Genomic DNA, 25,395 nt, shown 5'->3' with positions numbered 1-25,395 from the left:
GGCGGCCGGGTCGGCGGTCAGAGCCCCGCCTCCCCGAAGGTATTGCACTTCGCGATCTCGCCCGATTCAAACCCGCGCGCAAACCATTTCTGTCGGTCGGCGGACGAACCGTGGGTAAAGCTGTCCGGCATCGGCACGCGGCCCGCGCCTTCCATCAGGCGGTCGTCGCCCACTGCCCCGGCGGCACCTATCGCCTCGCTGAAGTCCTCTTGCGTGATCTTCAGGTTCTGGCTGGCTTGGCGGCCCCAAATCCCGGCAAAGCAGTCAGCCTGCAACTCGGTCAGTACCGACAGGGCGTTGCTGTCCGCCTCGGACGCACGCTGGCGCATCTGGGTCACCTTCGGCAGAACGCCGATCAAGTTCTGGATGTGGTGGCCGATTTCATGCGAGATCACATACGCATAGGCAAAATCGCCGCCCGCACCCATCCGGTCCTGCATCTGCGAAAAGAACGAGGTGTCCAGATACACTTTCTGGTCGTTGGGGCAGTAGAATGGTCCCATCGCCGCCGAGGCGCCACCGCAAGCTGACTGCACCTGACCGCTGTAAAGTACCATGCTCGGGTCCGTATACTGGACCCCCGTCTGCTCGGGCAGGACCTTCTGCCAGACGTCCTCGGTGCTGGCGAGGACGGTCGAGACGAACTCGCCCGACTCGCGCTGCTCGGGCGAGAGTTGCGAGGGATCGACCTGGGTCTGCTGGGTCTCGCCCTGCATCGCACCGACCAGCGGCGAGATGTCGATGCCGAAGAACCAGCCGACGGCCAGCACCACCAACGTGCCCACAAGCCCCAGCCCGCCGATTCCGCCCGCGCTCATCCCGCGGCGGTCATCAATGTTGCTGCTGCCCCGTTGTCCGCGCCATTCCATATGCTTACCGCCTCCTGCTGGCCAACGCCGCACTGTCGCCCACGCGTAACAGTCCCGCGCAACACGGGCAACGAGCGGCGTTGCCCCACGGTTCCTCACGATCCCGCGCGCGGGGCGTCCGGGTGGGTCCCGCGGCCAACGCGGAACTTGACGGCGGCAGCCCGAGCGGCGACGAGGGGCCGCGTGAAACGGCCCGATGGTCAGCGACGAGGACAGCGATGCGAACGGCAACGGCACGGCAGATCATGCTTCTTGCGGGGCTTCTCTCGGGGCTGCTGCTCGCAACGGTGTTCGGCTTTCAATATGCCGGCTACCCGCCCTGCGAGTTGTGCATCCTGCAACGCTGGCCGCATGTAGCGGCGCTGGCGCTGGGGATCGTTGCCTGGTTCATGCCTGGGCGGACCAGTGCCCGTGCGCTCGCCTGGGCCGGGGTGATCGTGATGCTGGCCTGCGCGGGCATCGCCTTCTACCACGCGGGGGTCGAGTGGAAATGGTGGGCCGGTCCCGCGCAATGCAGCGGCGGCGCCAGCAACATCGGCAGCCTCAGCGTCGATCAGCTGATGGCGAAGATCAACGCCGCCCCCGTCGTGCGCTGCGACGAGCCGGCGCTGCTGATCCTGGGCTTCAGCATGGCCGCCTGGAACGTGGTTGCCTCGCTGCTGCTGGCGGGCCTCTGGTCGGTCGCGGCGCGCCGCCTGCGCTGAAGCCCTCAGCGCAGGAAGATCAGCGCCATCCCGACGGTCGCCATCGCCGCCCCCGCCCATGACGTCGCCGAGGGCCGTGCCCCGGTCACGATCCAGAGCACCGGCAGAATCAGCACTGGCGAGAGCGCCGACAGGGTCGAGACAATCCCGACCTTGCCGCCTGACAGCGCAAACAGCAGCAGCGTCATCCCGATCAGCATCGCGAGGACTCCCGAGGCCGCAATCTGAGCACCGAGGCGCAGGGTCAGCCGCGCTTGCGGGCGGAATTGCCTGATTGGCAGCGAGACGAGGATCGAAGAGCAGACAACCGCGATCCCGACCCGGATCAGCGAGGCGGTCATGGCATCAACCTGCCCCGCCGCCATGACCGGCCGCGCGATTAGCGAGCCGCCAGCCTGTCCCAAAGCGGCCAACAGGCCGAAGGTGACGCCGATCCAGACCCGGCCGCGCACCGCCTCGAAGCTGTGGGTGCCGCTGCGGCCCGGACGGCCGAGGACCGCCACCGCCACCCCGACGGCGCAGAGCGCGACCCCGGCCCAGCCCTGCGGCGGCAGGGTTTCGCCCAGAACCACACGGCCGAGCAGGGCGGCCATGGGCGCGTTCAGTGCAAACAGCGCCCCCGCGCGGCGCGGTCCGAGCCGGACCAGCGAAAAGAACAGCAGCGTGTCGCCCAGGAAAACGCCGACAAGCCCCGAGAGGGCGAGCCAGGCGGCGTCATGGCCGGTGACCGACTGCCAGCCGCCGGTGACCAGCGTCACCGCGCCCAGCATCAGCGTTACCATCCCTTGCCGGTAAAAGCCGAAAGCGGTGGGACCCACCGCCCGCGCGGGGCCAGCCCCGACCAATCCCGTCACGGCCCAGCACAGCGCCGCGCCCAGTGCCGCCAACTCGAACATCGCGCGCCCCCTGATGGCCTCAGCGGCCCGCAGCGCGATCGCTAGCCTTGCCGCGCAACCGAGGCAAGCGGTCCGGCGTTCGGCCTACGACATTGATCAACGGAGGTTTCACGATGACCACGAAACGCGGCTCGGCCCGCTGGCAGGGCGACATTCGCGGCGGCACCGGGCAGATCTCGACAGAGTCCGGCGCGCTGAACAAGCAGCCTTACGGCTTCAACACCCGCTTCGAAGGCGTGACCGGCACCAACCCGGAGGAGCTGATCGCCGCCGCCCACGCAGCCTGCTTTTCGATGGCGCTCTCGAAGGCGCTTGGCGATGCCGGGGTCACCGACCCGGTGATCGAGACGACCGCCGCCGTGACGCTGGAAAAGGATGGCGACGGCTTCAGCATCACCCGCTCGGCCCTCACCTCCAAGGTGTCGGCGGCGTCGGGCGATGAAGAAACGATCCGCACCGCCGCCGAGGGCGCGAAAAGCGGTTGCCCGGTCAGCAAACTGCTGAATGCCGAGGTGACGCTGGACCTGACCGTCGGTTGAGGCGGTATGACGCATCGGGGCCGGCTGCCACCGGTCCCGATGTGTCAGCCGGTAGTCAGCGCGTCGTCTCGGTCAGGCGGCGGCGCACATAGCTCTGCACCGTGTCGATCATCGGCTTCATGTGGGCTTCGTCGTCCCGGAAGAAGTGGTCCGCACCGTCAACGATCTCGTGGGTGACAGTGATACCCTTCTGCTCGCGCAGCTTGCCGACCAGCGTCGCTGTATCCTTGGGCACGGCCACGCGGTCCGCGGTACCGTTGATGATCAGCCCCGAAGCCGGGCACGGCGCAAGAAAAGTGAAGTCATACATGTTCGCGGGCGGCGCGACGCTGACAAAGCCCGTGATCTCGGGGCGGCGCATCAACAGCTGCATGCCGATCCATGCGCCGAAGCTGAAGCCTGCGACCCAGCAGTGCTTGCTGTTGGGATTCATCGCCTGCAGGTAATCGAGCGCCGATGCCGCGTCCGACAACTCGCCAATGCCCTGGTCGTATTCGCCCTGGCTGCGCCCGACGCCCCGGAAGTTGAACCGCATCACCGTGAAGCCCATACGGTGGAACGCGTAGTGCAGATTGTAGACCACGCGGTTGTTCATCGTCCCGCCATATTGCGGGTGCGGATGCAGGACGATGGCAATGGGGGCATCGCGGGCAGGCTGGGGATGATAGCGCGCCTCTAGGCGGCCCTCGGGGCCGGGAAAGATCAGTTCGGGCATGGGATGTTGACGATCCTGACGGTGCTGTTCTTGACCGCGCGGGGGCGCAGGCCTAGTGATTGCCTCTATGTGGGGCATCGGGCGTTCGCGTGCAAGCGAACGGACGCCGATGTGGCAAGGGGACCGTCATGAAGCTGTCCACGAAGGGCCGTTATGCGGTGGTGGCGCTGGTTGACCTCGCCATGCTGAAGGGCGACGAGCCTGCCTCGCTGGCCGAAATCTCGCGCCGCCAGGACATTTCGCTACCTTATCTGGAGCAGCTTTTCGTCCGCCTGAGGCGCGCCGGGCTGGTGAAGTCGGCCCGCGGACCGGGCGGCGGCTACCGCCTTTCGCGTCCGGCGGAGGAGATCAACTTGGTCGACGTGCTGTCCGCCGTGGATGAGACCGTCAGCGCGCTGCATGTCGGTGCCGGTGCCTCCGGCGCCATCTCGGGCAGCCTCGCACAATCTCTGTCGAACCGGCTGTGGCAAAGCCTCAGCGCGCATGTCTATGTGTTCCTGCACAACACCACGCTGTCGGATGTCGCCCGGAACCGCCTTCTGCCCTGCCCCGCTGTCCCTGAGCTTTTGTCGGTGGTCGACGACTAAAGCCCGAACGGGCGTTTCACCGCAGGCCGCGAACCCATGCCGCAGCCCTTTTCCGCCGCGACCGGCTTTCCGCGCGCGCCTGCAAGGCGTAGAACGCCTCTGCCCAAGCCGGAGCCGTGACCGTGAACCAGACCATCGCCATTGCCGCCCCGAAGGTGACCATGCCTGACACGCAGACCGTCACCTCGGTCACCCACTGGACCGACAGGCTGTTCAGCTTTCGCTGTACGCGGCCCGCCTCGCTGCGGTTCCGCTCGGGCGAGTTCGTGATGATCGGTCTTGCCGGCGAGAACGGCAAGCCGCTGCTCCGGGCCTATTCCATCGCCTCGCCCAACTGGGATGACGAGTTGGAGTTCTATTCGATCAAGGTGCCGGACGGGCCGCTGACCTCGCGCCTCCAGCATATCCGGGTGGGCGATCCGATCGTTCTGCGCCCCAAGCCGGTCGGCACACTGGTCCACGACGCTCTGCTGCCGGGGGAGCGGCTGTGGCTGCTGGCGACCGGCACGGGCCTTGCGCCCTTCGCCTCGTTGATTCGCGATCCCGAGACCTATGAGCGGTTCGGCACGGTCGTGCTGATGCACACTTGCCGCGAGGCGTCCGAACTGGAATACGGCCGCCGCCTGGTCGAGAGCCTGAAGGACGATCCGCTGATCGGCGAGATGGTCGAGGGCAGGCTGCTGTATTACCCGACCACCACGCGGGAGGCCTCGCCCCGCATGGGCCGGATCACCGACAACCTGACCTCGGGCAAGGTGTTTGCCGATCTGGGCCTGCCGGCGATGACGCCTGGGACGGACCGGGCGATGATCTGCGGCAGCCTGGCCTTTAACCTCGACGTCAAGGCTGTGCTGGAAGGGTTAGGCCTGAACGAAGGGGCCAACAGCGAGCCGCGCGAGTTCGTGGTCGAAAAGGCCTTCGTCGGCGACGGGATCTGAGGGGACTGCCCTCGTGCAGACAAAACAGCCGGGGGTTTCCCACCCCCGGGCCCCCGTGGGATATTTCGCCAACGCAAACAGGCTGACGCCGCGCCCCGGAAGGGACGCGGCGCTTTGCGTTGACGGTCATCGGCCTCCCCGCCTGTACCGTGGGGGAAGTTTGGTACATGCAGACTTAAGGAAGGGTTAAAGTCGGCGGGACATTGAGGACAGCTTCCTTGCGGCTGGCCAGCCAGCAGGATGGAGGCGCCTCATTTCATCTGGGCGGTCCGGCGCAGCGAAGGGCGCCCTCGTTGCCGTGGTTAGATTGGTGCGATGTCACCTTCTGCCCGCAGGGCGTGGAAGTCGTCCGCGAAATCCCCCAGCCGGCCCGCGGCGATGGCGGCGCGCAGGCCAGCCATGAGCTGCTGATAGTAATGCAGGTTGTGCCAGGTCAGCAGCATACCGGCGATCATCTCGCCGGCGCGCACGACGTGGTGCAGGTAGGCGCGCGAGTAGCCGCGGCATGCGGGGCAGCCGCAATCCTTGTCCAGCGGGCGCGGATCGTCGGCGTGGCGGGCGTTGCGCAGGTTGACCTGTCCGCGCCGGGTCCAGGCCTGCCCGGTCCGGCCCGAGCGCGAGGGCAGCACGCAGTCCATCATGTCGACGCCGCGCTGCACGGCGCCGACGATGTCGTCGGGCTTGCCGACGCCCATCAGGTAGCGCGGCTTGTCCTGCGGTAGCAGGCCCGGCGCGTAGTCCAGCACGCCTAACATCGCCTCCTGCCCCTCGCCCACTGCGAGGCCACCGATGGCATAGCCGTCAAAGCCGATGGCGGTCAGCGCCGCCGCGCTTTCGGCGCGCAGGTCGGGTGAGACGCCGCCCTGCATGATCCCGAACAGCGCATGGCCGGGCCGGTCCCCGAAGGCATCGCGAGAGCGCTGTGCCCAGCGCATCGACAGCCGCATCGAGGCGGCGACCGCGTCCTCGGTTGCCGGCAGCGCCGGACATTCATCGAAGGCCATGACGATGTCCGAACCGAGCAGGCGCTGGATCTCCATGCTGGTTTCGGGCGAGAGCAGATGCCGACTGCCGTCGATGTGGCTGGCGAAGGTCACCCCCGCCTCGGTGAGCTTGCGCAGCCCGGCGAGGCTCATGACCTGAAAGCCGCCGGAGTCGGTCAGGATAGGCCCGTCCCAGTTCATGAACCGGTGCAGGCCGCCCAGCCGGGCGATGCGCTCGGCCCCCGGGCGCAGCATCAGGTGATAGGTGTTGCCCAGAAGGATATCCGCCCCGGTCTCGCGGACCGAGCCGGGCAGCATCGCCTTGACGGTCGCGGCGGTGCCGACCGGCATGAAGGCCGGCGTGCGGATCTGCCCGCGTGGCGTCGAGATGATCCCTGTCCGGGCGGCGCCGTCAGTCGCGGTCAGGTCGAAGGCAAAGCCGCTCACGCCAGCCCCTCGGCGCGCAACAATGCCTTGACGTCCTGTTGCGGGCGGGCACCGACATGGCCGATCACCTCGGCCGCGGCGATGCAGCCCATGCGTCCGGCGGCGGAGAGGCCCACCCCGGTCGCGAGGCCATAGATCAGGCCGGCGGCAAACTGATCGCCGGCGCCGGTGGCGTCAACCGGCACCACTTTCCGGACAGGGGCGGTCACCCGTTCGGTCCCGCGGATCAGGATGGCATCCTCGCCCGAGCGGGTGCAGATGACCGTGCCGCAATCGGCCGCCGCGAGGCCCAGTGCCTCCTCTAGGTCTTCGACCTGATAAAGCGATTGCCATTCATGGACGTTGCCAATGACGTAATCCATCGGCCCGGCGACCAGGCGACGAAAATCCTCGCGATGACGATCGACGCAGAACGGATCGGAGAGGGCGATCCCGGCCTGACCACCGGCCGCATGGCAGGCCTCGGCGGCTTTAAGGAAGGCGGCCTTCCCCTCGGGCCGGTCGAACAGGTAGCCCTCGAGGAATAGCCACGGCCCGCCCGCGAACACTGCCGGGTCCACGTCGGCGGGCGACAGCTCGGCCGAGATTCCGAGGTAGGTGTTCATCGAACGCTCGCCATCCGGCGTCACAAGGATGATCGAGCGCGAAGTCGGCAGCGCCTCGCCCGCGACCGGCGGGTTGACGAAGGCGCAGCCCTCGGTCTCGGTCTCGCGGGCGTAGCCGAGGCCCAGTTCATCCTGCGCCACGCGGCCGATGAACGCAGTGCCCAAGCCCAGCCGGCCGATCCCGGCCAGTGTGTTGGCAACCGATCCGCCGGGCACCAGTTGCGCGCGGTGGACGTCCGCCGCCTGAGCCGCCATCAGGAATTCGGACCGGGCGCGATCGACCAGTTGCATGATCCCCTTGTCGACCCCGAGCCGGGTGAGGGTCGCGTCATCGGTCGTCGCGATCACGTCCATGACCGCATTACCGATGCCGACCACGTCATAGCGGCGAGGGGTGCTCATAAAGTCTTCTCCGGGTAGGGACACAGGTCGGCGATCAAACAATCGGGACAGCGCGGGCGACGGGCCTGACAGATATGGCGTCCGTGCAGGATCAGCCAGTGGTGGGCGCGGGTCTGCGCGAAGGCGGGGACGTTATCCTCGATCGCGCGCTCGGCTGCCTCAACATCCGCGCCGGGGGCGAGTTGGGTGCGGTTGGCGACGCGAAAGATATGCGTGTCGACCGCTTGCGCGGGCAGGCCCCAGATGCAATTCAGAACTACGTTGGCAGTTTTGCGCCCGACGCCCGGCAAGCTGGTCAGGGCCGCGCGCGAGGACGGGACCTCGCCGCCATAACGCTCGATAAGAATTTCCGAAAGGCGGATGACATTGCGGGCCTTTTGCCGGAAGAGGCCGAGGGTGCGGATCGCCTCGGTCAACTCGGCCTCGCCGATCGCCAGCATCGCGGCGGGGGTGTCGGCGCGGGCGAACAACGGCCCAGTGGCGCGGTTCACGCCAGCGTCGGTCGATTGCGCCGAGAGTGCGACCGCGACCAGCAGGGTGAAGGCGTTGGTGTAGACCAGTTCGGTCAGCGGCTGCGGCTGCGCTGCGGCAAAGCGTTCGAAGACCGCCATTTGCGCGGCATAGGGCAAGGGGGCTGGGAGGCGGGCCATGCCCTGTCATGACGGCGGGGCGGCGCCTTGGCAAGCCGGCGCCGCCGCCGCAAAGCGAAGGGCCAGACCTTTCGGCCCGGCCCCCTGCAAGCGGATCAGCCAGCGATCACATCGGGCGGATGATGATCTCGACCCGGCGGTTCTGGGCGCGGCCCTGCGGTGTCGCGTTCGAGGCGATGGGCTGAGTGAAGCCACGGCCCGCGGTCGCAATCCGGTTCGAGGCGACGCCGCCGGCGCTGAGGATGCCGGCGACAGCGCGGGCGCGACGCTCGGACAGGTCCTGGTTATGCGCGGCGCTGCCGGTGTTGTCAGTGTGGCCGATCACGTCGACGCGGGTGTTCGGATACGAGTTCAGGTTGCGCGCAATGCTATAAAGGTCATTGACCGCAACGCCCGAAACCGCGGCCGAGTCCGTGGCGAACAGGATCGATTCCGGCAAGTTGACGTTGATCACGTTGCCGTTCTTGACGACCGTGACACCGGGAGTGGTGACCGACTGCTGCAGGGCGCGGGCCTGCGCGTCGAGCGCCGAGCCGGCGAGGCCGCCGACCAGGGCACCGGCAGCAGCGCCGCGGACGATGTCCCGGCCCTTGTTCGAGCTGTCGCTGTCACGCTGCAGTCCATAGGCGGCGCCGGCGGCAGCGCCGAGGATGGCCCCGGTCTGGGCGCGGTTCGCCGGGACGGGGTTGCCAAGCTGGTCAGTGGCACAAGCCGAAACAGCCATGACGCCAGCCGTGGCGAGGATCAGAGGGGCGCGAAGTTTCATCTGAGTCGTCCTTGTCAGCGGCCGTCATCCACGGCCATTCAAATCTCGCAACGCGCGGCGGGCATCCCGCTGCGCAATGGAAACTGCGCGTTGATAGCATCGGTTCCCAACGCAAGCCATTCGCATTGCTTGAAAACCTGTCACAACGCCGGGCGCGCGATGTGACTGGTCAACGCAAAACGCCCGCAACGGGTTGCGGGCGTCAGGTTGCGGCGGTGGCGCGGCTCAGTGAAAGCGCGCGGCCACGTCATCGATAGCCCGGTCGATCGCAGCGCTGCGTGTCTCGGGCGTGCCCTGGGTACGCAGGATGTCACTCGCCGCGGCAACTGCCGTCTGGACGGCACGGTCGCGCACCGCGCGCACGGCATCCGCCTCGGCCGAGGCGATCTGATCCTGCGCCGACTTCAGCCGGCGCTCGATCGACACCTCGAGGTCGCGCTTGGCTTTCGCGGCGCCAGCCTCGGCCTCGCGGCGGGCGTTGGCCACGATCTCTTCGGCTTGGCCCTTCACTTCGCGCTGGCGGCGCTCGTAGGAGGCATAGATCTCCTGCGCCTCGTCGCGCAGGCGACGCGCCTCGTCGAGGTCGGCGCGAATGTCGACGGCCCGCTTGTCCAGGTGGTTGCCGATCGCGGCCGGCACCTTGAAGTAGAACAGGATCGCCAGGAACAGCAGGAACGCCAGCAGCACGACAAAGTCGGTGTTGCGCAGCGAAAAGAACGGCCCGGTAGCGGCGAGCGCCGGAGAGGCGACGAGGCCGGACAGGGCGGCGCTGAGGGCGAGACGGTTCATCGGGCAACCCCTTGCAGACGGTGGTCGACGGCGGCGCTGACGGCGTCGGCATCGGCCCGGCCGCCAAAGGCGTTCACCAGCTCGGCCGTGACCTCGCGTGCGACGCTGCGGGCGTCATCCAGCGAACTGGCCTTGATCTGGCTGATGCGGCCTTCGGATTCCGCACCGCGGGCCGAGATTTCGGCATCGGCATGGGCGATCGCAGCATCGACCTCGGCCTGGATGGCGGCCTTTTGCTGGGCGACGATGCCTTGGGCCTCGCCGCGGGCCTCAGCCAGGGCACGCTCGTAGGCGGCCTCGGCGTCGCGCGCCTTGCGCTTGAATTCCTCGGCCGCGCCTAGATCGCCGCCGATGGCGTTCTGGCGGTCGGCCAGCACGCCACCGATACGCGGCAGAGCGACGCGCGAGAGCACCCACCAGATCAGCAGCAGCGTCAGCGCCAGCCAGAAGATCTGGTTGGCAAAGGTGGTGATGTCGAGTTGCGGCATGCCGACCGAGGCGACCGCCTCGTGACCGCCGGCGGCGGCCGCAGTGACGTGGTCGGCCGCGGTGGCCGCGCCATCCGTGGTGGTCGTCACGACCGAGGTCGTTCCCGCCACGTCTGCGGACGGCTGATGCGCCTCGGTCGCGGCCGGGATCGCGGTCTGTTGGAGGAGGCTGATCATGTCCTGTCCCTGAGCGTCGTCGCTGGAAATGCTCGGCGGGCGGAGGCCGGGGTTATCCCCCTGCCCCCGCCCGACCGAAAGGCGAGATGCAGGCGGTTATCAGACCGCGAACAGCAGAAGCAGCGCGACCAGGAACGAGAAGATCCCGAGGGCTTCTGCGAAGGCCATGCCGATGAACAGCGTGGCGGTCTGCGAAGCGGCAGCCGACGGGTTGCGCAGCGCGCCCGACAGGTAGTTGCCGGCGACATTGCCCACACCGATCGCGGCGCCGGCCATGCCGATGCAGGCAAGGCCCGCACCCAGATACTGACCCAGCTGGGCTACGGCGACGTTTTCCATGGTTTCTGCTCCTTGAGGCGATGGAAAGAGGATTGTTCCGTCAGTGCGACGGGTGCAGCGCGTCCTTGAGGTAGACGCACGTCAGGATGGTAAAGACATAGGCCTGGATCAGTGCGACCAGCACCTCGAGGCCGTACATCGCGGTAATCGCGACGATCGAGATCGGGGCGATGGCGGCGAGCGCGGCAAAGCCGGCGAACACCTTGATCACGGCGTGACCGGCCATGACGTTGCCGGCAAGTCGGATGGAGTGGCTGACAGGACGGACAAAGTACGAGATCAGTTCGATGATCGCGAGGATCGGGCGCAGCGCCAGCGGCGCCGAGCTGACCCAGAAGAGGCCGAGGAAGCTGGCGCCGTTCTTGACGAAGCCGAGGATCGTGACGCCAAGGAACACCAGCAGCGCCAGCACCGCCGTCACCGCGATATGCGAGGTGGTCGAGAACGACATCGGGATCAGCCCGAGGAAGTTGGCGAACAGCACAAAGGTGAACAGCGTCATGATATAGGGGAAATACTTGACGCCTTCGTGGCCGGCGACGTCCTCGACCATCTTGTGGACCATGCCGTAGGTCAGCTCGGCGATCGACTGGATGCGGTTCGGAATCAGGCCGCGGCCACGGGTGCCCCAGACCATCAGTGCGATGATCGCAAGCGCCACGAGGCCCATCCACAGCGTGGCATTGGTCGGCTCGTACCACCGGACGCAACCCGCGGTCAGGCCCTCTGCGGGAACGCAGGTGCCCGGCTCTACGGTGCGGAACAGCGGTTCGACGATGAACTGGTCCATCGGGTGGAACACCAGCCCGGTCGTCTCGCCATGCGCTTCGGTCGCCATCAGTGTGCCTCGTCCTCGTCGTCGTCATCATCGGCGGCGCGGCCGCCCGTGGTGTCAGTCCTGCCCGCGGCTGCTGCGGGTGGCGGGTTCGCGTCCGCCATCTCGCGCGCGGTGCGCATCATCGTCTTTACGCCTGCCGCGAACCCGGCGAGGGTGAACAGAACCAGCAGGATCGGGCGCGTCCCGAACAGCCAGTCGAGGCCAAGACCGATGCCAAAGCCGAGGACAATCCCGGCCACCAGCTCGATCACCATGCGCCACGCCTGATTGGCGTGATCGAAACTCTTTCCCAACGCGCCGGCGGTTGAAGGCGCGGCGGTCCGGCGGGCATCCAGCTTTACCTCGAGCGCCGCGAGCCGCGCGGCGTCTTGCTGCCGCTGGGCGTCGGTTTCGGCCTCGCTTGGCACGCTGATCCTCTTGCCGGTGGTTGGCGGTCTGATATGGGCCGGGGTGCCTGGTGTCAAGCAGGTGTAAATTATTGAAATAGCGTAGATTTCCGATTGTTGCATCGGATGGCGCGCGCGAGGCATAGTCAACCGCGCAGTTGAATATCGAAAGGCGGCCCCTTCGTGAGTGATCTGGACGCGATCTTTGCCGCGCTTGCCGATCCGACACGGCGGGCGATCCTGTCGATGCTGCTGGAAGACGACATGGCGGTCAGCGATGTCGCGGCGCCCTTCGCCGTCTCGCTGGCGGCGATCAGCAAGCATCTGGCGGTTCTCGCCGCGGCCGGCCTGATCGCGCAGGAGCGTCGGGGCCGCATCACTTGGTGCAAGCTGGAGCCTGAGGCGATGCGCGCGGCCAGCGTCTGGATGCGCGGCTTTGGCCAGATCGACCCGCTGGACTTGGACGATTTCGAGCGGTTTCTGGCGTGTCAGCTGGCTGAGGATGCCGGCCAGTTGTAGCCGTCGCCGCGGGGCACCTCGCGGATAGGCGGATCAGCCGGCTGGAACACCTCGACCAGCAGCGGATAGCAGGCCGCCGCGTCCGAGGAATGGCCGGTGCTGCAATCGCCGCCCGGACAGGCTGACAGGCCGGCGATCAGGTCGATCTCGGCAAAGAACTCCAGATAGTCGCCGGGACGGACCGGGCTCGCCTTCATGAAATATTGGCCGGTATCGGCAGTGAAGCCGGTGCACATGAAGAGGTTCAGGACGTCATGGACCAGCAACTCGACTTCCGCCGGCCGCTTGCCGAGGTGGCGGGCCATGGCATTGGTCAGGTTTGAGTGGCAGCAGTGATGGTAATCCCCGCCGCCCAGTAGATGCTGGGTGTAGGGATCGCAGCGGGTGCCGATCACGTCATGCACGCGTCCACCATCAGGATCGGTGCCATACCAGCCGAGCGAATCTGCGGTGATCGTCGCCATCGCCCGCAGATGCGGCAGCGTTGACCAAAGCCGGTCGCCAACCTTGACATGGGTGCCATGCAGCGCCCGGGTCTTGCCGGAAAAGAAACGCTCCGTCAGGTCGTCCTTGGCCCAGAGGTTCAGGTCCCCGACCTGCGGCCCCTCGATGGAGGAGATGCGCACGAACTGACCGGCCGCTAGATCCCAGCAGCGCCCGTCACGCGGCGGCACCCGCAATTCGCTGACTTTGACGGCGCCGTCACGGGCAGCGTGCAGCTGGGCGAGATCCGGGTCCGGCAGCGTTTGTGACGGATAGACCAGCACCGGCGGGATCTGCCGGCGCTGCTGGGCGTCGGCAGGGGCGGTGGAAGGGGGGGCGGAATCTGGCATGGCGTCAGATCACCATGCCGGCGTTCGTTTGAAAAGCCCTTCAGGCCACCAGATCGTATTCGGGCTGGGGCTCAAGCGCGGAGGCGGGCAGAGGCTGTGGCTCGTAATAGGCGAACATCTCGGCCAGAACGGCGAGGCCGCGCTCGGCATGCGACTTCGGGGCGGCGGGGCGGTTGAACGGGGTAGCACTGGCCATCATGGCCTCCTGCAGTTGCGATGTTATCGTCTCCTCCCGAGGACAACATAATATGCTGCGTCGCAGAATACAGGTGCTGCAACGCAGCGTCACGACATGCAAACGCCGCGCGGTCTGGCCACGCTGCGTCATTCTGCCGGTCCGGTCAGTGGCTGCGTTCGACCATCATGTGCTTGATCGAGGCGATGGCCTTGGCCGGGTTCAGCCCCTTGGGACAGGTGTTGGTGCAGTTCATAATCGTGTGGCAACGATACAGCTTGAACGGATCCTCCAGATCGTCCAGCCGCTCGCCGGTCGCCTCGTCGCGCGAATCCGAGATCCAGCGATACGCCGTCAACAGGGCCGCCGGCCCGAGGAAGCGATCACCGTTCCACCAGTAGCTGGGGCAAGAGGTCGAGCAGCAGGCGCACAGAATGCACTCGTAAAGCCCGTCCAGCTTCTTGCGGTCCTCGACCGACTGCAGCCATTCCTTGTGCGGGGGCGGCGTCTCGGTCTCCAGCCAAGGCTGCACATAGGCGTGCTGGGCGTAGAACATGGTCAGGTCCGCGACCAGGTCCTTGATGACCGGCATGTGCGGTAGCGGATAGATCGCGACATCGCCCGGCACCTCGTCGATGCCGTAGATGCAGGCGAGGTGGTTGCCGCCGTCGATCACCATCGCGCAGGACCCGCAAATCCCCTCGCGGCACGAGCGGCGAAAGGTCAGCGTCGGGTCGATCTCGGTCTTGATCTTGATCAGCGCGTCAAGGACCATCGGACCGCATTTGTCGAGATCGATGAAATAGGTGTCCAGACGCGGGTTTTCCCCGCTGTCAGGTTCGAAGCGATAGATCTTGAACTTGCGCAGCCGGGTCGCGCCCTCGGGGGCGGGCCAGGTCTTTCCAACCTTGATCTGGCTGTTCTTGGGCAGGCGGAACTGGACCATGGAGGGCTCCTTTTCAGGGCGTGTCTGTCGGCTGACAGGCAGAAAGAGGCGAGTGCGTAATGCCGAAGCGCGCCGCGAAAGCAGACGGCAAGCGCGCGTTCGTCAACGAAAACTCAGGCGTGTGGCGCCGGCGGGACGCGCTCAGGGCTCCAAGCATCTGCATCCGATCACCCGGCCCAGCCGGGTTGCGAGGTCAGCGGCCGGGTCGGCATCTGCCCCGAGCGGCGCATCACGCAGCGCGTAAAGACATCGGATGGATCACGCCCGGCAATCGCATCGGACGAGATCGAAAGGGACACCCCGGCAACGGGATGGACCCCATGCCGGTCGCCAGCCACGCCCACCGAGACGCTGCTTTGCGGCCCGCGGGCGGCGCGCGCATCGCCAAGGCAGGTGCGCTCGGCATCCGCCACCGGCACCGGGCCGCACCCCGCCAGCACCGCTGCGGCGAGGGTCAGGACCAGGATGCCGGGGGCGGCGCGCAAGGTCAGGCGGTCCGCGACAAGGCGGCGATGCAGCTGCTGGCTGCGGGGCGCTTGACGATCGATGCGACCGCGCCGGCCGCACCGCCGCTGGCGCCGGAGCTCGCCAGGTCCGCAAGCTCGGCCTGCGTCGCGTTGTTCACCACGCAGCTGGTGTAGGGCATGACGTTCACACCCGGCAGGCGGGCCGCCATCTCGCGGTTCACCACCGATACGGCGGCGGCGCGGGTGGCGCTGCCCACTGTGGAGGGCGCGGTGGGGGTCGGGGCAACGACGACCGGCGGCGCGACCGGGGCTGGGGCGGGTTGCACCGGGACCACCGCGCAGCCGGCGAGCGACAGTGCAGCAGCGGACAGGATCAGAACGGAACGCATTAATATACCCTCGCTTTGGGAGCAATCTTCTTCAGGTCGATCCCGCCTTCCTCGACCGTGGTGAGCGGTTCCAGATGCACGGGGCGATAGCTCAACGTTACGCCGGTTCCATCGACCCGCGCCAGAGAATGCTTGCGCCAGTTGACATCATCGCGTTCGGGCCAGTCCTCGTGCGCATGGGCGCCACGGCTTTCCTTGCGCGCCTCGGCCGCGACGATGGTCGTCAGGGCGTTCGGCATCAGATTCGTCAGCTCCAGTGTCTCCATCAGGTCGGTGTTCCAGATCAGCGACCGGTCGGTGACATGCAGGTCGGACATCTTGGCGGCGATCGCCTCCATCTTGTCCACCCCTTCGGCCAGGGTCTTGTCGGTGCGGAAAACCGCCGCATCGGCCTGCATGGTACGCTGCATCTCGCCGCGCAGCTGGGCGGTGGGGATGGCGCCGCTTGCATGACGCAGCGCGTCGAACCGACCGAGGATCTTGTCCACCTCGGCGGTGTTGGTCGGCGGCACGGGGGTCTTGCGGTCGATCACCTTGCCCGCCTGGATCGCAGCAGCCCGGCCAAAGACCACCAGGTCGATCAGGCTGTTCGAGCCGAGGCGGTTAGCGCCGTGGACCGACGCGCAGCCCGCCTCGCCCACCGCCATCAGGCCGGGGAACACGCGGTCAGGGTTATCCTGCGTCGGATCAAGGACTTCGCCCCAGAAGTTCGTGGGAATTCCGCCCATGTTGTAATGCACTGTCGGCAGGACCGGGATCGGCTCGCGGGTCAGATCGACCCCGGCAAAGATCTTGGCGCTTTCGCTGATGCCGGGCAGGCGCTCGTGTAGCGTCTCGGGCGGCAGGTGCGACAGGTGCAGGAAGATGTGGTCCTTGTGATCGCCGACGCCGCGACCCTCGCGGATCTCCAGCGTCATGCAGCGGCTGACGACGTCCCGGCTGGCGAGGTCTTTGTAGGTCGGCGCGTAGCGTTCCATGAACCGCTCGCCTTCCGAGTTGGTCAGGTAGCCGCCCTCGCCCCGTGCCCCCTCGGTGATGAGGCAGCCCGAGCCATAGATCCCGGTCGGGTGGAACTGCACGAACTCCATGTCCTGCAGCGGCAGACCGGCGCGTGCCGCCATCCCGCCTCCGTCCCCGGTGCAGGTATGCGCGCTTGTGGCGCTGAAATAGGCCCGGCCGTAGCCGCCGGTGGCCAGCACGACCATCTTGGCGTTGAACACATGCAGCGTGCCGTCGTCGAGCTTCCAGCACACGACGCCGGTGCAGGCGCCGTCGGTTATGATCAGGTCGAGCGCGAAATATTCGATGAAGAACTGCGCCTTCTGCTTCAGCGCCTGGCCGTAGAGCGTGTGCAGGATGGCGTGGCCGGTCCGGTCGGCGGCGGCACAAGTGCGCTGGACGGGCGGGCCCTCGCCGAACTCGGTGGTGTGGCCGCCGAAGGGCCGCTGGTAAATGCGGCCATCGGCCGTGCGGCTGAAGGGCACGCCGTAATGTTCCAACTCATAGACCGCCTGCGGCGCCTCGCGGGCGAGGTATTCCATGGCGTCGGTGTCGCCCAGCCAGTCGCTGCCCTTGACGGTGTCATACATGTGCCACTGCCAGTTGTCGGGGCCCATGTTGGACAGGCTGGCGGCGATGCCACCCTGTGCCGCGACGGTATGGCTGCGGGTCGGAAAGACCTTGGTCACGCAAGCGGTGCGCAGGCCCTGCTCGGCCATGCCGAGGGCGGCCCGCAGGCCGGCCCCGCCGGCGCCGACCACGACGACGTCATATTCGTGCGTCTCAAAGGGATATGCTGCGCTCAACGCTCGCCTCCTTGGATGTTCAGGCGGTCTTTGTCAGACGACGATGCCGATCAGGGCCATCCGCGCCAGGGCGTAGATGCCCGCCGCCATGACCGCCCAGCCAACGATCTGGACGGCGATCAGCGTCCAGGTACGGGCCAGCCCGCGCATGTAGTCGTCGATCAGGATCCGCGTGCCGCGAATCCAGTGAATCATGCCCACGACAATGAACAGCCCCAGCAGGATCGCCGGGCCGGGGCGGCCGATCAGGCCGATCACGTCTGGCTGCTCCAGGCCGATGGCCGAGCCGGTCAACCCGATGACCAGCGGCGTCAGGATCGCTAAGGCAACCGCACTGACGGTCATTGCCCAATGTGCGGCCGTGCCAGAGCGGGCGGAGCCGAGGCCCTCGGCCGCCTTGCGCGGGGTGTAGAAATGCTGCGTCGGCAGGGCGGCGTCGTTCTTGCGTTCGCTCATGATGGGTGCCTCCTCAGGCCATGACCACGAGGGTCAGGACGGTCAGGATCGCTGATCCGACCAGCACGGCGATCGACAGGTTGCGACCGGTGTCGATCTCCATCCCGCGACCAGAGTCGTAGTAGAGGTGCCGCAGCCCCGCGAGCAGGTGGTAAAACAGCGCCCACATGGTCCCGATCATGACGAGCGAGCCGAGCCAGCTGCGCAGTGCCCAGTCGGCGGTTGCAAAGGCGTCGGGCGAGGTGACCGCGGCGACCAGCCACCAGACGATCAGCAGCAGACCGGGCAGCATCCCCTGGCCTGTGATGCGGGTCAGGATCGAGGTGATGGCGGTAAGCGGCAGGCGGTAGACCTGCAGATGCGGCGACAGCGGGCGCTCGCCGCGTTGGAACCTGATCTCGGCCAAGGTGCCCTCCCCTCATCGGACGCCGGGGGCGGCCCTTGCGCAAGGCGCGACCCCTTTTGGTATTCTGCGCCGCTCTCTACGCGCTTGAGGCGGGAAGGTCACGTCACTTTCTGCCCGCTAGCGCAAACGAGGCGGGGATGTGATCACAGGCGCCAAAGGCGTGATCACACCGCTCTGCCCGGTTGCGCGAGTCTACTGCGCGCCGAGTTTCAGGTCGGGCGTGTAGTCCACGGCGACATCCTTGGTCATGGCCTGTCCGCAACGCATCACGCCGCGCGCGGCATCGAACGACATCGTGGGCGAACCATGCAGCGCCCAGCCCTTGGCGAGCGCGTCGCTAATCTTGTGGCAGAACGCGGCGGTGTCGTCTTCGGTCAGCAGGCGGTAGAGGGTGGTCATGAATTACGCTCCAAAGGGGTTGGGGCCGACCCATCCGTGGATCAGGCCCAGGACAATGAACACGAGGACCGCGCCGACGGCGGCCATGATTTCCTTGCGCGCCGGCACTGCGGCGGTTGCGGGCGGGGTCCAGGGCGTGCGGCTGATCATCGCCATCTCGACCAGCGCCCAGACCAGCAGGCCGCCGAACAGCACGAACGAGGGCAGATCGCCGTTTACCAGTAGATGCGCGACGGCCCAAAGCGAGAAGCCGAGCAGTTGCGGATGGCGCAGCGCGCGGCCGACGCGGGTTTTCATGCCGCTGGCGGCGAACAGATAGATCGCGATCAGCACCAGCAGGTTGTTGATTCCCCGCGTGGCGGCGGTGGGTCTCCACCACACCGGGCCGTCCGCCGTACGATAGCCCCAGATCATCAGCAGGATCGAGACGACCAGCGCGCCGGTGACGATACCCTTGCCACCCTCACCAAATCCGATGCGGCTGTCCGGCGCGACGCGTTTCCACAGATGCGCGGCCCACCACAGGGCAACGCCGGCAATCAGGATGATCATTCCCATCGGGCTGGCTCTCTCTGTTAAGCTGGCGGTTGTTCCTGCGCGGTAATCTGCGCCGGCTGGCGCCGGGCCGCAATGGCTTCGGCCTGCGCAAGGGTGCGGCGCGCCATCGCGGCATGCAGGTTCTCGACGATGCGGCCGCCGAGGACAGCCACGCCGCGCCCCTCGGCCGCGGCACTGTCAAAGGCGTCGATCTGGCGGCGGGCCAGCTCAATCTCGGCTTCGGTCGGCGCGAATGCGGCGTTGGCGGCAGCGATCTGGTTCGGGTGGATCACGGTCTTGCCGTCAAAGCCGAGTTGGCGCCCGGCGGCACATTCGTCCTCGAGCCCTGCCGGATCTCGCAGATCGGGAAACACGCCGTCGAGGATCAGCCGGCCATGTGCCCGCGCCGCCAGCACGGACATGCTTAGCGCGGTCGCGAGCGGTGCCCGCCCCGCCTCGGCCGGCAGGCGCAGGTCAGCGGCTAGGTCATTGGTGCCCATGACCAGCGCCGCGACCGCTGGATGCGCGGCAATGGCGCCAGCGTTCAGCACACCGGCGGCGGTCTCGATCATCGCCCACAGCGGGACACCCGCCGCCCGTTCGGCCACCGCTGCCGAGTCCGCGGCCCCGCCGACCTTGGGGACCAGCACCGCGTCGGCCCCTGTCGCCGCGGCCAGATCATCGGCGCCCCAGGGTCCGGCCAGCGCGTTGATGCGCACGATCCGCGGCCGGCCGCCGAAGTCCGCGGCCAGCACATCCCGCAGGTTCGCCCGCGCGGCAACCTTTTGCGATGGGGCAACCGCATCCTCGAGGTCCAGGATGATCGCGTCGGCCGGCAACCCGCATGCCTTGTCCAACGCGCGCGGGTTCGAGGCCGGGACATAAAGGGCAGAGCGGCACAGGATCGGGGTCATGCGTTACCTTCGCGGCTGCGCGCTGAGGGAAATAGATCAAATGCACGCCATGGGCTCGACGCGCTTAGGGCCAGGGGCCACCATTCGTCAATCAGATGCACTTTGCGCGCCGCAGGGAGGGCGAGCGATGATCAGCGGCCCGATCCGCCCGGCGAGCCCCGCCCCAGGTCTGCCCGCGACCGCGACGCCCGGCATCGGCCGCGAGGCCCTCGCCGGCCCTGCCGCGATGCCCCCCGTCCAGCCGGTCGCCGCCTTTACCGCGGCCAGCGCCGCGCGAGAGGAACGGCTGGCCGAAGCCACACCAGAGCCGCCACAGCGCGCGGCAGCCGGCGCGCCGGACGACCGCGCCTTGGTGCTGGCGCTGATGAGCGAGGCTGAATCCATGTGCCGGATCGCCAATGCCCGCAGCGTCCCCGAGGGGCACCTGCCCGCGCTGCGCCTCGGCTGGGGCTTTGGCCGCGAGCATGGCGCCCTGGAGGTGCGGGGCGAATTGGTGCTGCTGGGCGAGGGCGGCTATCAGATCGGCGCGGGCCAGATCTATCGCGCCGGCCAGTTGGTGGCGGCGTTCAGCGGCCAGAACCTGGCATTTCTGGACGGCGGCAAGACCGACCGGCTGCTGTGAGCCCCGTCGTCAGACCGGCCCAACCTGATTTCAGATCTGGCGCTCGGGCATCTGCACGACCAGCCCATCGAGTTCCGGCGTGACCTTCAACTGGCAGGTCAGGCGCGAGCGGACGGGGTCGGGCTCGTAGGCGAAATCGAGCATGTCCTCCTCCATTGGATCGCGCGGAGGCAGGCGATCGATCCATTCGGGGGCGACATAGACATGGCAGGTCGAGCAGGCGCAGGCACCGCCGCAATCGGCGTCGATGCCAGGGATGCCGTTGTCACGCGCGCCCTCCATCACCGTCATGCCGGGCTTCACCTCGACCTCGTGGCGGGTGCCATTGTGCTCGATATAGGTGATGCGGGCCATGACGTGATGATCTCCCCTCGGGACTGGGCGCTGGTGTTGCAGGCATCCGATAGTCGAGCCCGCCGGCATTGAAAAGGGCGGGGGCCGCGCGGCACCCGCCCCTGTTCAGATCAGGCGCAAAACCTCAGCTGCGGTCGATCGGCAGCGCCACGTACAGCGGGTCACCCCCGCGGCGGATCAGCAGCAGGATCGACTTGCGGCCGGCATCGCGCGCCGCCTTGACCTGCGCATCCAGATCACCGAGCGTCGCGACCGGCTTCTGGCCGATCTCGGTGATGACGTCACCGCTGGCGATGCCCTTGTCGGCCGCCGGACCCTCGGGATCGACGCTGCGCACGACGAGACCCTGGGTGCCGCTCGGCGCGCCGATCTGCGCCGCCAGCTCGGGCGTCAGCTCGGCCAGCGTCAGGCCCATGGCATCGCTCGCGGTCTGCGAAGCGGCGCTGTCCTTGGCGGTCTGGCTACCCGTCTCGCCGCCTTCGGCCAGCTCGCGCCGGCCCAGCGTGACCTTCAGATCGACGGACTGACCCTGGCGCATGACGGTCATCGGCACTGCCTCGCCGATCGGAGCGTCGGCCACGCGGCGCACCAGATCGCGGCTGTCCTTGACCGGACCGCCGGCAAAGCTGACGACCACGTCGCCGGCCTTCATCCCCGCCTCGGCCGCGGGTCCGCCGGGCACGTCGGTGATCATCGCGCCCTGCCCCTCCTTGAGGCCCAGCGCGTCGGCCATTTCCGGCGTCACGTCCTGGATCTTGACGCCCAGCCAGCCGCGGCGCGTCTCGCCGAACTGTTCAAGCTGCTTGACCACCTTGGCAACGACGTTCGAGGCCATCGAAAAGCCGATGCCGATGCTGCCGCCGTTCGGCGACAGGATCGCGGTGTTCACGCCCACGACCTCGCCGTCGAGATTGAACAGCGGGCCGCCCGAGTTGCCCCGGTTGATCGCGGCGTCGGTCTGCAGGAAGTCGTCATAGGTGCCGGTCAGCTCGCGGTTACGGGCCGAGATGATGCCGCTGCTGGCGGAGAATCCCTGCCCCAGCGGGTTGCCGAGGGCCAGGACCCAGTCGCCAACGCGCGCCTTGTCGCTATCGCCGAACTGGACGAACGGCAGGTCCGTGCCTTCGACCTTCAGCAGGGCGATGTCGGTCTTGGGGTCCGTGCCGATCACCTTGGCGGCGCGCTTGTGGCCGTCCTTGAACTCGACCTCGATCTTGTCGGCATCTTCGATGACGTGGTTGTTGGTGACGACAAAGCCATCGGCCGAGATCACAAAGCCCGAGCCGAGGGCCTGGCTGCGCTGCGACGGGGCGTCGGGGCCACCCTGACCGAAGGGGTTGCCCTGCCCGCCGTCCTGGCCCTGCGGCATGCCGGGAAAGCCGAAGTCGCGGAACATGTCGCCAAAGGGCGATCCCGGCGGAAAGACCGGGCCACCGCGGCGACCTTGGCCCTGCCCTTGGCCTTGGCCGCGGGCCGGCTGCGAGACGACCGAAGTGGTGGTGATGTTGACCACCGCCGGGCTAACCTTGTCGACCAGATCGGCAAAGCTGTCGGGCATGACCTGGGCGCGCTTGGCCGAACTGTCGGGCGCGGTCAGGGGGGCGTTATTGTTGGCAGTGCCGACAACCGGCTGGTTGGCCGGCGCTTCGGCAGGAATGGCCGGGGGTGTGGCAGGCGCCTCGGCCTGCGCGGTCGGCGCGGCGGGGCTGACGGGGGCGGTCTGCTGCGCGATGCCTGGCCCCAGGGCCATGGCCAGCGCCAGACCGGAACCGGTCAGCAACAGTTTGGTATTCTTGCGGATCATCTAGCTTACTCCATCATGGGACGGGCGGCCCGGGTGGGCGGCCGTCCGCTGCCGGCAAGATCAAGAACCCATCTGGGAAGGCGCGACAAATAAATCACGGTCTCGGCTAGTGAACTGATCGTGACTTGTATTTCATCTTGCAAAGATGGCGCGAGGCGTGGCCCGCGCCATTGAGGTTTCAGTTGGCGGGCGCCGGCGTTGCGGCGGCCGGATCGGCAGGTGCGACGACCGGCGCCTCCGCGGCAGGCACTGGGGCCGCCGCTCCGGAACCGGCCGGCGTTTCCGGGGTCGTCGCGGCCGGGGGCGAGGCTTCAGTGGCGGCGGTCGGTTCGGCCGCGGCCGGAGTCCCCTCGGCTGCCGGCGGCGTTACTGCGGGCGCCTCGCCTGACGGGGGCGGCAGGGCGACCGGCGCCGCGCCATTTGCGCGATCGCCGCGCAGATAGCTGAAGAATTCGCCATCCGGCTGCATGACCATCGAACTGGTCTCGGCGTTCAGCGCCCGCTCATAGGCGGTCATGCTGCGCGTGAAGGCAAAGAACTCTGGGTCGCGGCCAAAGGCGCGCGCGTAGATCGCGTTGCGGGCGGCATCGGCCTCGCCGCGCACGACCTCGGCCTTGCGGCGGGCGTCCGAGGTCAACTCGACCACGGTGCGGTCGGCCGTGGCGCGTACGCGCTGCGCCTCCTCGCCGCCGCGGGCCCGTTCGTCCGCGGCCTCGCGCTCGCGCTCGGCCCGCATGCGTGCATATGTCGCAGCCAGGTTCTGCTGCGGCAGGTCGGTCCGGGTCAGGCGCACGTCGATGATCGTGATGCCCAGCGCCTCGGCCTCGGATTTCGCCGCGTCGCGGATCTGGTTCATCAGTGCGGTGCGGTCGTTCGACAGGACGTTGGTCGAGGGGACCGAGCCCAGGACCCCGCGGATGGCGTTGGTCAGGATGCCGCTCAGCCGCTGCTCGGCAAAGGTGATCCCGCCATCGCCGACGGCGCGGCGAAAGCGCACGGCGTCGGTGATCTGCCAGCGCGCAAAGGCGTCGACCACAAGGCGGCGGTCATCGGCCGGCGTGACCTCCATCGGCTCGGTCGGCAGGCCGAGGATGCGGGCGTCGTATTTCACGACCCGGTCAACCAGCGGCAGCTTCATCCCGAGGCCGGGCGTGGTGCGGATCGCGACGACCTCGCCAAAGCGCAGGACCAGGGCGGTCTGGCGCACGTCGACGATATAGATCGTGGTCATCACCAGGATGGCGACGACGATCACCAGCGGCAGTGCAAGATTGGACAGGATGCGCCGCATCAGTTCGTCCCCCGGTGGTGGTGGCGGTGGCACCGTTGCTGGTAGCGGTGCCGGTGGCGGGCGCCTGAGCGGGCGCTTGAGCGGGCGCGCGGTTTGCCGCGGGGCGCTGCTGGCCGCGGGTCAACTGGTCCAGCGGCAGATAGGGCACGACGCCCTGCCCGCCCGTGGCCTCGCCGTCGAGGATCACCTTGTTCACGCCGCCCAGGACCTTTTCCATCGTTTCCAGATACATGCGCCGCCGGGTCACCTCGGGCGCCTTGACATATTCGTTGTAGACCGACTCGAAGCGTGCAGCTTCACCCTCGGCAGCGTTGACCGCGAGGGCACGATAACCCTCCGCCTGCTCGACCAGGGCCGCTGCCTCGCCGCGGGCATTGGCGAGCACGCGGTTGGCATATGCATCCGCTTCTTTCGCCAACCGGTCGCGTTCCTGCTGGGCTGCCTGCACGTCGCGGAAGGCGTCGATCACCTCGTTCGGCGGGTCGGCCCGGCCGAGGTTGACCCGTGCCACATTGATCCCCGCGCGGTAGCTGTCGAGCGTCCGCTGGATGGCGATTTCCAGATCCTTGGCGATCACGCCCCGGTCGCGGTTCAGAATCGGCGCCAGTTCGGTCCGGGCGACGATGTCACGCATCGCACTTTCCGCCACCGCGCGGATGGTGCCTTCGGGATCGGCGAGGTTGAACAGGTACTGCTGCGGATCCGAGATGTTCCAGACGACTTGGTATTGCAGGTCGACGATGTTCTGGTCGCGGGTCAGCATCAGACCGCTGTCCATCTCGCCGTTACGGCCCGCGCCAATCTCGGTTACGCGCTCGCCTGTGACGTTGACGATTTCCTTGGTGACGAACGGCCAAGGGGCAAAGTTCAGGCCCTCCTCGCCGATGGCGATGGGTTTACCGAACAGCAGTTCTACGGATTTTTCGCCCGTGGTGACCTGGTAGAACGAGGCAAAGGCCCAGACCACGGCCGCCCCGAGCGCAAAGATCCCGAAGCTGGAGCGGTTGAAGCCAAAGCCGCGCCCGCCGCCGGGCCGGCGCGGGCCATTGCCCCCTGCGCCGCCCATCAGGACGCGCAGCCGCTCCTGCCCCTTGCGGACCAGATCATCCAGTTCTGGCGGCTGGCCGGGGCGGCGCGGGCCACCGTTGCCGGGGCGCGGCGGCAGTTGCGGGCGCTGGCCGCCCTCGGGCGGGGTGGCTGGGGGCACGCCCCAGGGGCGATTGGGCCGTTGCGGGCCGCCCGCGTTCGGCCGGTCGCCGCCGTCGGTGCCGCGCTCGCCATCCTTACCGCCGCCGCTACCGCCGCCCCAGGGGCCCTGTGCCGCCATGTGTCCCGCCTCTCTCGTCGTAAAAAAAAAATC

At 67.7% G+C, this 25,395-nt stretch carries 32 protein-coding genes and 1 pseudogene; 6 read left to right on the top strand and 27 right to left on the bottom strand.

From position 1 onward, the window contains the following. Positions 1 to 17: 17 nt before the first annotated feature. On the bottom strand, positions 18 to 869 hold the full coding sequence (gene ypfJ, locus DRW48_RS09505) for a KPN_02809 family neutral zinc metallopeptidase (RefSeq protein ID WP_114076215.1): 852 nt from the start codon (positions 867 to 869) through the stop codon (positions 18 to 20). 218 nt (positions 870 to 1,087) lie between these two features. Here ypfJ and DRW48_RS09500 point away from each other — a divergent pair, with 218 nt between their 5' ends. Beyond that, positions 1,088 to 1,573 (top strand): disulfide bond formation protein B, encoded by a 486-nt coding sequence (locus tag DRW48_RS09500; RefSeq protein WP_114076214.1) that lies wholly within the window; start codon positions 1,088 to 1,090, stop codon positions 1,571 to 1,573. A 5-nt stretch (positions 1,574 to 1,578) separates the two neighbouring features. Here the strand turns inward: DRW48_RS09500 and DRW48_RS09495 are convergent, their stop codons facing one another. Further along, positions 1,579 to 2,469 carry a DMT family transporter gene (locus DRW48_RS09495; protein WP_114076213.1) on the bottom strand — a complete coding sequence of 297 codons (891 nt, stop codon included), beginning with the start codon at positions 2,467 to 2,469 and terminating at the stop codon, positions 1,579 to 1,581. Positions 2,470 to 2,582: 113 nt separating this feature from the next. Here DRW48_RS09495 and DRW48_RS09490 point away from each other — a divergent pair, with 113 nt between their 5' ends. Next, positions 2,583 to 3,008, top strand: a complete 426-nt coding sequence (locus tag DRW48_RS09490) for an OsmC family protein (protein ID WP_114076212.1) — start codon at positions 2,583 to 2,585, stop codon at positions 3,006 to 3,008. A gap of 55 nt (positions 3,009 to 3,063) precedes the next feature. Here DRW48_RS09490 and DRW48_RS09485 read toward each other — a convergent pair whose 3' ends face one another. Then, positions 3,064 to 3,723, bottom strand: a complete 660-nt coding sequence (locus tag DRW48_RS09485; RefSeq protein ID WP_114076211.1) for an alpha/beta hydrolase — start codon at positions 3,721 to 3,723, stop codon at positions 3,064 to 3,066. 128 nt (positions 3,724 to 3,851) lie between these two features. Here DRW48_RS09485 and DRW48_RS09480 point away from each other — a divergent pair, with 128 nt between their 5' ends. Further along, entirely contained in the window at positions 3,852 to 4,310 is a 459-nt protein-coding gene (locus DRW48_RS09480; protein ID WP_114076210.1) for an Rrf2 family transcriptional regulator, read from the top strand. A gap of 122 nt (positions 4,311 to 4,432) precedes the next feature. Beyond that, positions 4,433 to 5,248: a ferredoxin--NADP reductase gene (locus DRW48_RS09475; RefSeq protein ID WP_422385762.1), complete on the top strand. Its 816-nt coding sequence runs from the start codon at positions 4,433 to 4,435 to the stop codon at positions 5,246 to 5,248. Positions 5,249 to 5,550: 302 nt separating this feature from the next. Here DRW48_RS09475 and tgt read toward each other — a convergent pair whose 3' ends face one another. The 9 genes from tgt to DRW48_RS09430 all read right to left on the bottom strand — a co-directional run bounded on the left by tgt (position 5,551) and on the right by DRW48_RS09430 (position 12,139). Continuing rightward, positions 5,551 to 6,678, bottom strand: a complete 1,128-nt coding sequence (gene tgt, locus DRW48_RS09470) for a tRNA guanosine(34) transglycosylase Tgt (RefSeq protein ID WP_114076209.1) — start codon at positions 6,676 to 6,678, stop codon at positions 5,551 to 5,553. Next, complete coding sequence (locus DRW48_RS09465) at positions 6,675 to 7,685, bottom strand: adenosine kinase (RefSeq protein WP_114076208.1); 1,011 nt, start codon at positions 7,683 to 7,685, stop codon at positions 6,675 to 6,677. Before DRW48_RS09465 ends, tgt begins: the two co-directional genes overlap by 4 nt. Continuing rightward, the gene (nth, locus tag DRW48_RS09460; RefSeq protein WP_114076207.1) at positions 7,682 to 8,335 is read right to left on the bottom strand and encodes an endonuclease III; all 654 of its coding nucleotides are present in this window, start codon (positions 8,333 to 8,335) and stop codon (positions 7,682 to 7,684) included. Before nth ends, DRW48_RS09465 begins: the two co-directional genes overlap by 4 nt. 106 nt (positions 8,336 to 8,441) lie before the next feature. Then, positions 8,442 to 9,101: a YiaD family glycine zipper/OmpA-like lipoprotein gene (locus DRW48_RS09455; RefSeq protein WP_114076206.1), complete on the bottom strand. Its 660-nt coding sequence runs from the start codon at positions 9,099 to 9,101 to the stop codon at positions 8,442 to 8,444. 225 nt (positions 9,102 to 9,326) lie between these two features. Continuing rightward, positions 9,327 to 9,890: a F0F1 ATP synthase subunit B gene (locus DRW48_RS09450; protein WP_114076205.1), complete on the bottom strand. Its 564-nt coding sequence runs from the start codon at positions 9,888 to 9,890 to the stop codon at positions 9,327 to 9,329. Next, on the bottom strand, positions 9,887 to 10,555 hold the full coding sequence (locus DRW48_RS09445) for a F0F1 ATP synthase subunit B' (protein ID WP_114076204.1): 669 nt from the start codon (positions 10,553 to 10,555) through the stop codon (positions 9,887 to 9,889). The genes DRW48_RS09450 and DRW48_RS09445 overlap by 4 nt, the downstream gene beginning before the upstream one ends. 99 nt (positions 10,556 to 10,654) lie before the next feature. Next, on the bottom strand, positions 10,655 to 10,894 hold the full coding sequence (locus DRW48_RS09440; protein ID WP_114076203.1) for a F0F1 ATP synthase subunit C: 240 nt from the start codon (positions 10,892 to 10,894) through the stop codon (positions 10,655 to 10,657). Between the two features lie 40 nt (positions 10,895 to 10,934). After that, positions 10,935 to 11,732, bottom strand: coding sequence for a F0F1 ATP synthase subunit A (locus DRW48_RS09435; RefSeq protein ID WP_114076202.1), 798 nt, complete (start codon positions 11,730 to 11,732; stop codon positions 10,935 to 10,937). Continuing rightward, positions 11,732 to 12,139 (bottom strand): AtpZ/AtpI family protein, encoded by a 408-nt coding sequence (locus DRW48_RS09430; protein ID WP_241963225.1) that lies wholly within the window; start codon positions 12,137 to 12,139, stop codon positions 11,732 to 11,734. The genes DRW48_RS09435 and DRW48_RS09430 overlap by 1 nt, the downstream gene beginning before the upstream one ends. Positions 12,140 to 12,301: 162 nt before the next feature. Here DRW48_RS09430 and DRW48_RS09425 point away from each other — a divergent pair, with 162 nt between their 5' ends. After that, positions 12,302 to 12,637, top strand: coding sequence for an ArsR/SmtB family transcription factor (locus tag DRW48_RS09425; protein ID WP_114076200.1), 336 nt, complete (start codon positions 12,302 to 12,304; stop codon positions 12,635 to 12,637). Here the strand turns inward: DRW48_RS09425 and DRW48_RS09420 are convergent. From DRW48_RS09420 to DRW48_RS09375, 11 genes are all read right to left on the bottom strand, one after another. Beyond that, positions 12,607 to 13,470 carry an urea carboxylase-associated family protein gene (locus DRW48_RS09420; protein ID WP_114076199.1) on the bottom strand — a complete coding sequence of 288 codons (864 nt, stop codon included), beginning with the start codon at positions 13,468 to 13,470 and terminating at the stop codon, positions 12,607 to 12,609. The genes DRW48_RS09425 and DRW48_RS09420 overlap by 31 nt on opposite strands. A 40-nt stretch (positions 13,471 to 13,510) precedes the next feature. Next, the gene (locus tag DRW48_RS15930; protein WP_162784712.1) at positions 13,511 to 13,669 is read right to left on the bottom strand and encodes a hypothetical protein; all 159 of its coding nucleotides are present in this window, start codon (positions 13,667 to 13,669) and stop codon (positions 13,511 to 13,513) included. 142 nt (positions 13,670 to 13,811) lie between these two features. After that, complete coding sequence (locus tag DRW48_RS09415) at positions 13,812 to 14,591, bottom strand: succinate dehydrogenase iron-sulfur subunit (protein WP_114076198.1); 780 nt, start codon at positions 14,589 to 14,591, stop codon at positions 13,812 to 13,814. Between the two features lie 167 nt (positions 14,592 to 14,758). After that, complete coding sequence (locus DRW48_RS09410) at positions 14,759 to 15,076, bottom strand: hypothetical protein (RefSeq protein WP_114076197.1); 318 nt, start codon at positions 15,074 to 15,076, stop codon at positions 14,759 to 14,761. 2 nt (positions 15,077 to 15,078) lie between these two features. After that, positions 15,079 to 15,447, bottom strand: a complete 369-nt coding sequence (locus DRW48_RS09405) for a hypothetical protein (protein ID WP_114076196.1) — start codon at positions 15,445 to 15,447, stop codon at positions 15,079 to 15,081. Beyond that, entirely contained in the window at positions 15,447 to 17,252 is a 1,806-nt protein-coding gene (gene sdhA / locus DRW48_RS09400; RefSeq protein ID WP_114076195.1) for a succinate dehydrogenase flavoprotein subunit, read from the bottom strand. The genes DRW48_RS09405 and sdhA overlap by 1 nt, the downstream gene beginning before the upstream one ends. A 33-nt stretch (positions 17,253 to 17,285) precedes the next feature. Continuing rightward, a complete protein-coding gene (locus DRW48_RS09395) occupies positions 17,286 to 17,708 on the bottom strand; it encodes a succinate dehydrogenase, hydrophobic membrane anchor protein (protein WP_114076194.1) in 423 nt (140 codons plus the stop codon). A 13-nt stretch (positions 17,709 to 17,721) separates the two neighbouring features. Continuing rightward, the gene (sdhC, locus tag DRW48_RS09390) at positions 17,722 to 18,114 is read right to left on the bottom strand and encodes a succinate dehydrogenase, cytochrome b556 subunit (protein WP_114076193.1); all 393 of its coding nucleotides are present in this window, start codon (positions 18,112 to 18,114) and stop codon (positions 17,722 to 17,724) included. A 192-nt stretch (positions 18,115 to 18,306) separates the two neighbouring features. Further along, positions 18,307 to 18,513, bottom strand: a complete 207-nt coding sequence (locus DRW48_RS09385) for a DUF1737 domain-containing protein (protein ID WP_114076192.1) — start codon at positions 18,511 to 18,513, stop codon at positions 18,307 to 18,309. Between the two features lie 3 nt (positions 18,514 to 18,516). After that, positions 18,517 to 19,065 (bottom strand): NnrU family protein, encoded by a 549-nt coding sequence (locus DRW48_RS09380; protein ID WP_114076191.1) that lies wholly within the window; start codon positions 19,063 to 19,065, stop codon positions 18,517 to 18,519. Between the two features lie 23 nt (positions 19,066 to 19,088). Beyond that, positions 19,089 to 19,964: an HpcH/HpaI aldolase/citrate lyase family protein gene (locus DRW48_RS09375; protein WP_114076190.1), complete on the bottom strand. Its 876-nt coding sequence runs from the start codon at positions 19,962 to 19,964 to the stop codon at positions 19,089 to 19,091. Between the two features lie 127 nt (positions 19,965 to 20,091). Between DRW48_RS09375 and DRW48_RS09370 the strand changes: the two genes are divergently transcribed. Then, the gene (locus tag DRW48_RS09370; RefSeq protein WP_114076189.1) at positions 20,092 to 20,586 is read left to right on the top strand and encodes a hypothetical protein; all 495 of its coding nucleotides are present in this window, start codon (positions 20,092 to 20,094) and stop codon (positions 20,584 to 20,586) included. Between the two features lie 30 nt (positions 20,587 to 20,616). Here the strand turns inward: DRW48_RS09370 and DRW48_RS09365 are convergent, their stop codons facing one another. From DRW48_RS09365 to hflK, 4 genes and pseudogenes are all read right to left on the bottom strand, one after another. Beyond that, positions 20,617 to 20,940, bottom strand: coding sequence for a 2Fe-2S iron-sulfur cluster-binding protein (locus DRW48_RS09365; RefSeq protein ID WP_114076188.1), 324 nt, complete (start codon positions 20,938 to 20,940; stop codon positions 20,617 to 20,619). Positions 20,941 to 21,064: 124 nt separating this feature from the next. Then, entirely contained in the window at positions 21,065 to 22,744 is a 1,680-nt protein-coding gene (locus tag DRW48_RS09360) for a Do family serine endopeptidase (RefSeq protein ID WP_114076187.1), read from the bottom strand. A gap of 178 nt (positions 22,745 to 22,922) precedes the next feature. Continuing rightward, positions 22,923 to 24,035 carry a protease modulator HflC gene (gene hflC / locus DRW48_RS09355; RefSeq protein WP_114076186.1) on the bottom strand — a complete coding sequence of 371 codons (1,113 nt, stop codon included), beginning with the start codon at positions 24,033 to 24,035 and terminating at the stop codon, positions 22,923 to 22,925. A gap of 40 nt (positions 24,036 to 24,075) precedes the next feature. Continuing rightward, a pseudogene (gene hflK / locus DRW48_RS09350) lies at positions 24,076 to 25,362 on the bottom strand (FtsH protease activity modulator HflK); the annotation flags it as partial. Between the last annotated feature and the right edge of the window lie 33 nt (positions 25,363 to 25,395).

The organism is Paracoccus suum (assembly GCF_003324675.1).
GTDB classification, from domain to species: domain Bacteria; phylum Pseudomonadota; class Alphaproteobacteria; order Rhodobacterales; family Rhodobacteraceae; genus Paracoccus; species Paracoccus suum.
This window is presented reverse-complemented; position numbering and strand designations above follow the sequence as displayed.

Bases quoted from the DNA above. Each gene is read 5' to 3' on its own strand.
- ypfJ (WP_114076215.1), bottom strand. From the start codon at position 869: ATGGAATGGCGCGGACAACGGGGCAGCAGCAACATTGATGACCGCCGC.
- DRW48_RS09500 (WP_114076214.1), top strand. From the start codon at position 1,088: ATGCGAACGGCAACGGCACGGCAGATCATGCTTCTTGCGGGGCTTCTC.
- DRW48_RS09495 (WP_114076213.1), bottom strand. From the start codon at position 2,469: ATGTTCGAGTTGGCGGCACTGGGCGCGGCGCTGTGCTGGGCCGTGACG.
- DRW48_RS09490 (WP_114076212.1), top strand. From the start codon at position 2,583: ATGACCACGAAACGCGGCTCGGCCCGCTGGCAGGGCGACATTCGCGGC.
- DRW48_RS09485 (WP_114076211.1), bottom strand. From the start codon at position 3,723: ATGCCCGAACTGATCTTTCCCGGCCCCGAGGGCCGCCTAGAGGCGCGC.
- DRW48_RS09480 (WP_114076210.1), top strand. From the start codon at position 3,852: ATGAAGCTGTCCACGAAGGGCCGTTATGCGGTGGTGGCGCTGGTTGAC.
- DRW48_RS09465 (WP_114076208.1), bottom strand. From the start codon at position 7,685: ATGAGCACCCCTCGCCGCTATGACGTGGTCGGCATCGGTAATGCGGTC.
- nth (WP_114076207.1), bottom strand. From the start codon at position 8,335: ATGGCCCGCCTCCCAGCCCCCTTGCCCTATGCCGCGCAAATGGCGGTC.
- DRW48_RS09455 (WP_114076206.1), bottom strand. From the start codon at position 9,101: ATGAAACTTCGCGCCCCTCTGATCCTCGCCACGGCTGGCGTCATGGCT.
- DRW48_RS09450 (WP_114076205.1), bottom strand. From the start codon at position 9,890: ATGAACCGTCTCGCCCTCAGCGCCGCCCTGTCCGGCCTCGTCGCCTCT.
- DRW48_RS09445 (WP_114076204.1), bottom strand. From the start codon at position 10,555: ATGATCAGCCTCCTCCAACAGACCGCGATCCCGGCCGCGACCGAGGCG.
- DRW48_RS09440 (WP_114076203.1), bottom strand. From the start codon at position 10,894: ATGGAAAACGTCGCCGTAGCCCAGCTGGGTCAGTATCTGGGTGCGGGC.
- DRW48_RS09435 (WP_114076202.1), bottom strand. From the start codon at position 11,732: ATGGCGACCGAAGCGCATGGCGAGACGACCGGGCTGGTGTTCCACCCG.
- DRW48_RS09420 (WP_114076199.1), bottom strand. From the start codon at position 13,470: ATGCCAGATTCCGCCCCCCCTTCCACCGCCCCTGCCGACGCCCAGCAG.
- DRW48_RS15930 (WP_162784712.1), bottom strand. From the start codon at position 13,669: ATGATGGCCAGTGCTACCCCGTTCAACCGCCCCGCCGCCCCGAAGTCG.
- DRW48_RS09415 (WP_114076198.1), bottom strand. From the start codon at position 14,591: ATGGTCCAGTTCCGCCTGCCCAAGAACAGCCAGATCAAGGTTGGAAAG.
- DRW48_RS09405 (WP_114076196.1), bottom strand. From the start codon at position 15,447: ATGCGTTCCGTTCTGATCCTGTCCGCTGCTGCACTGTCGCTCGCCGGC.
- DRW48_RS09395 (WP_114076194.1), bottom strand. From the start codon at position 17,708: ATGAGCGAACGCAAGAACGACGCCGCCCTGCCGACGCAGCATTTCTAC.
- DRW48_RS09385 (WP_114076192.1), bottom strand. From the start codon at position 18,513: ATGACCACCCTCTACCGCCTGCTGACCGAAGACGACACCGCCGCGTTC.
- DRW48_RS09380 (WP_114076191.1), bottom strand. From the start codon at position 19,065: ATGATCATCCTGATTGCCGGCGTTGCCCTGTGGTGGGCCGCGCATCTG.
- DRW48_RS09375 (WP_114076190.1), bottom strand. From the start codon at position 19,964: ATGACCCCGATCCTGTGCCGCTCTGCCCTTTATGTCCCGGCCTCGAAC.
- DRW48_RS09370 (WP_114076189.1), top strand. From the start codon at position 20,092: ATGATCAGCGGCCCGATCCGCCCGGCGAGCCCCGCCCCAGGTCTGCCC.
- DRW48_RS09365 (WP_114076188.1), bottom strand. From the start codon at position 20,940: ATGGCCCGCATCACCTATATCGAGCACAATGGCACCCGCCACGAGGTC.
- DRW48_RS09360 (WP_114076187.1), bottom strand. From the start codon at position 22,744: ATGATCCGCAAGAATACCAAACTGTTGCTGACCGGTTCCGGTCTGGCG.
- hflC (WP_114076186.1), bottom strand. From the start codon at position 24,035: ATGCGGCGCATCCTGTCCAATCTTGCACTGCCGCTGGTGATCGTCGTC.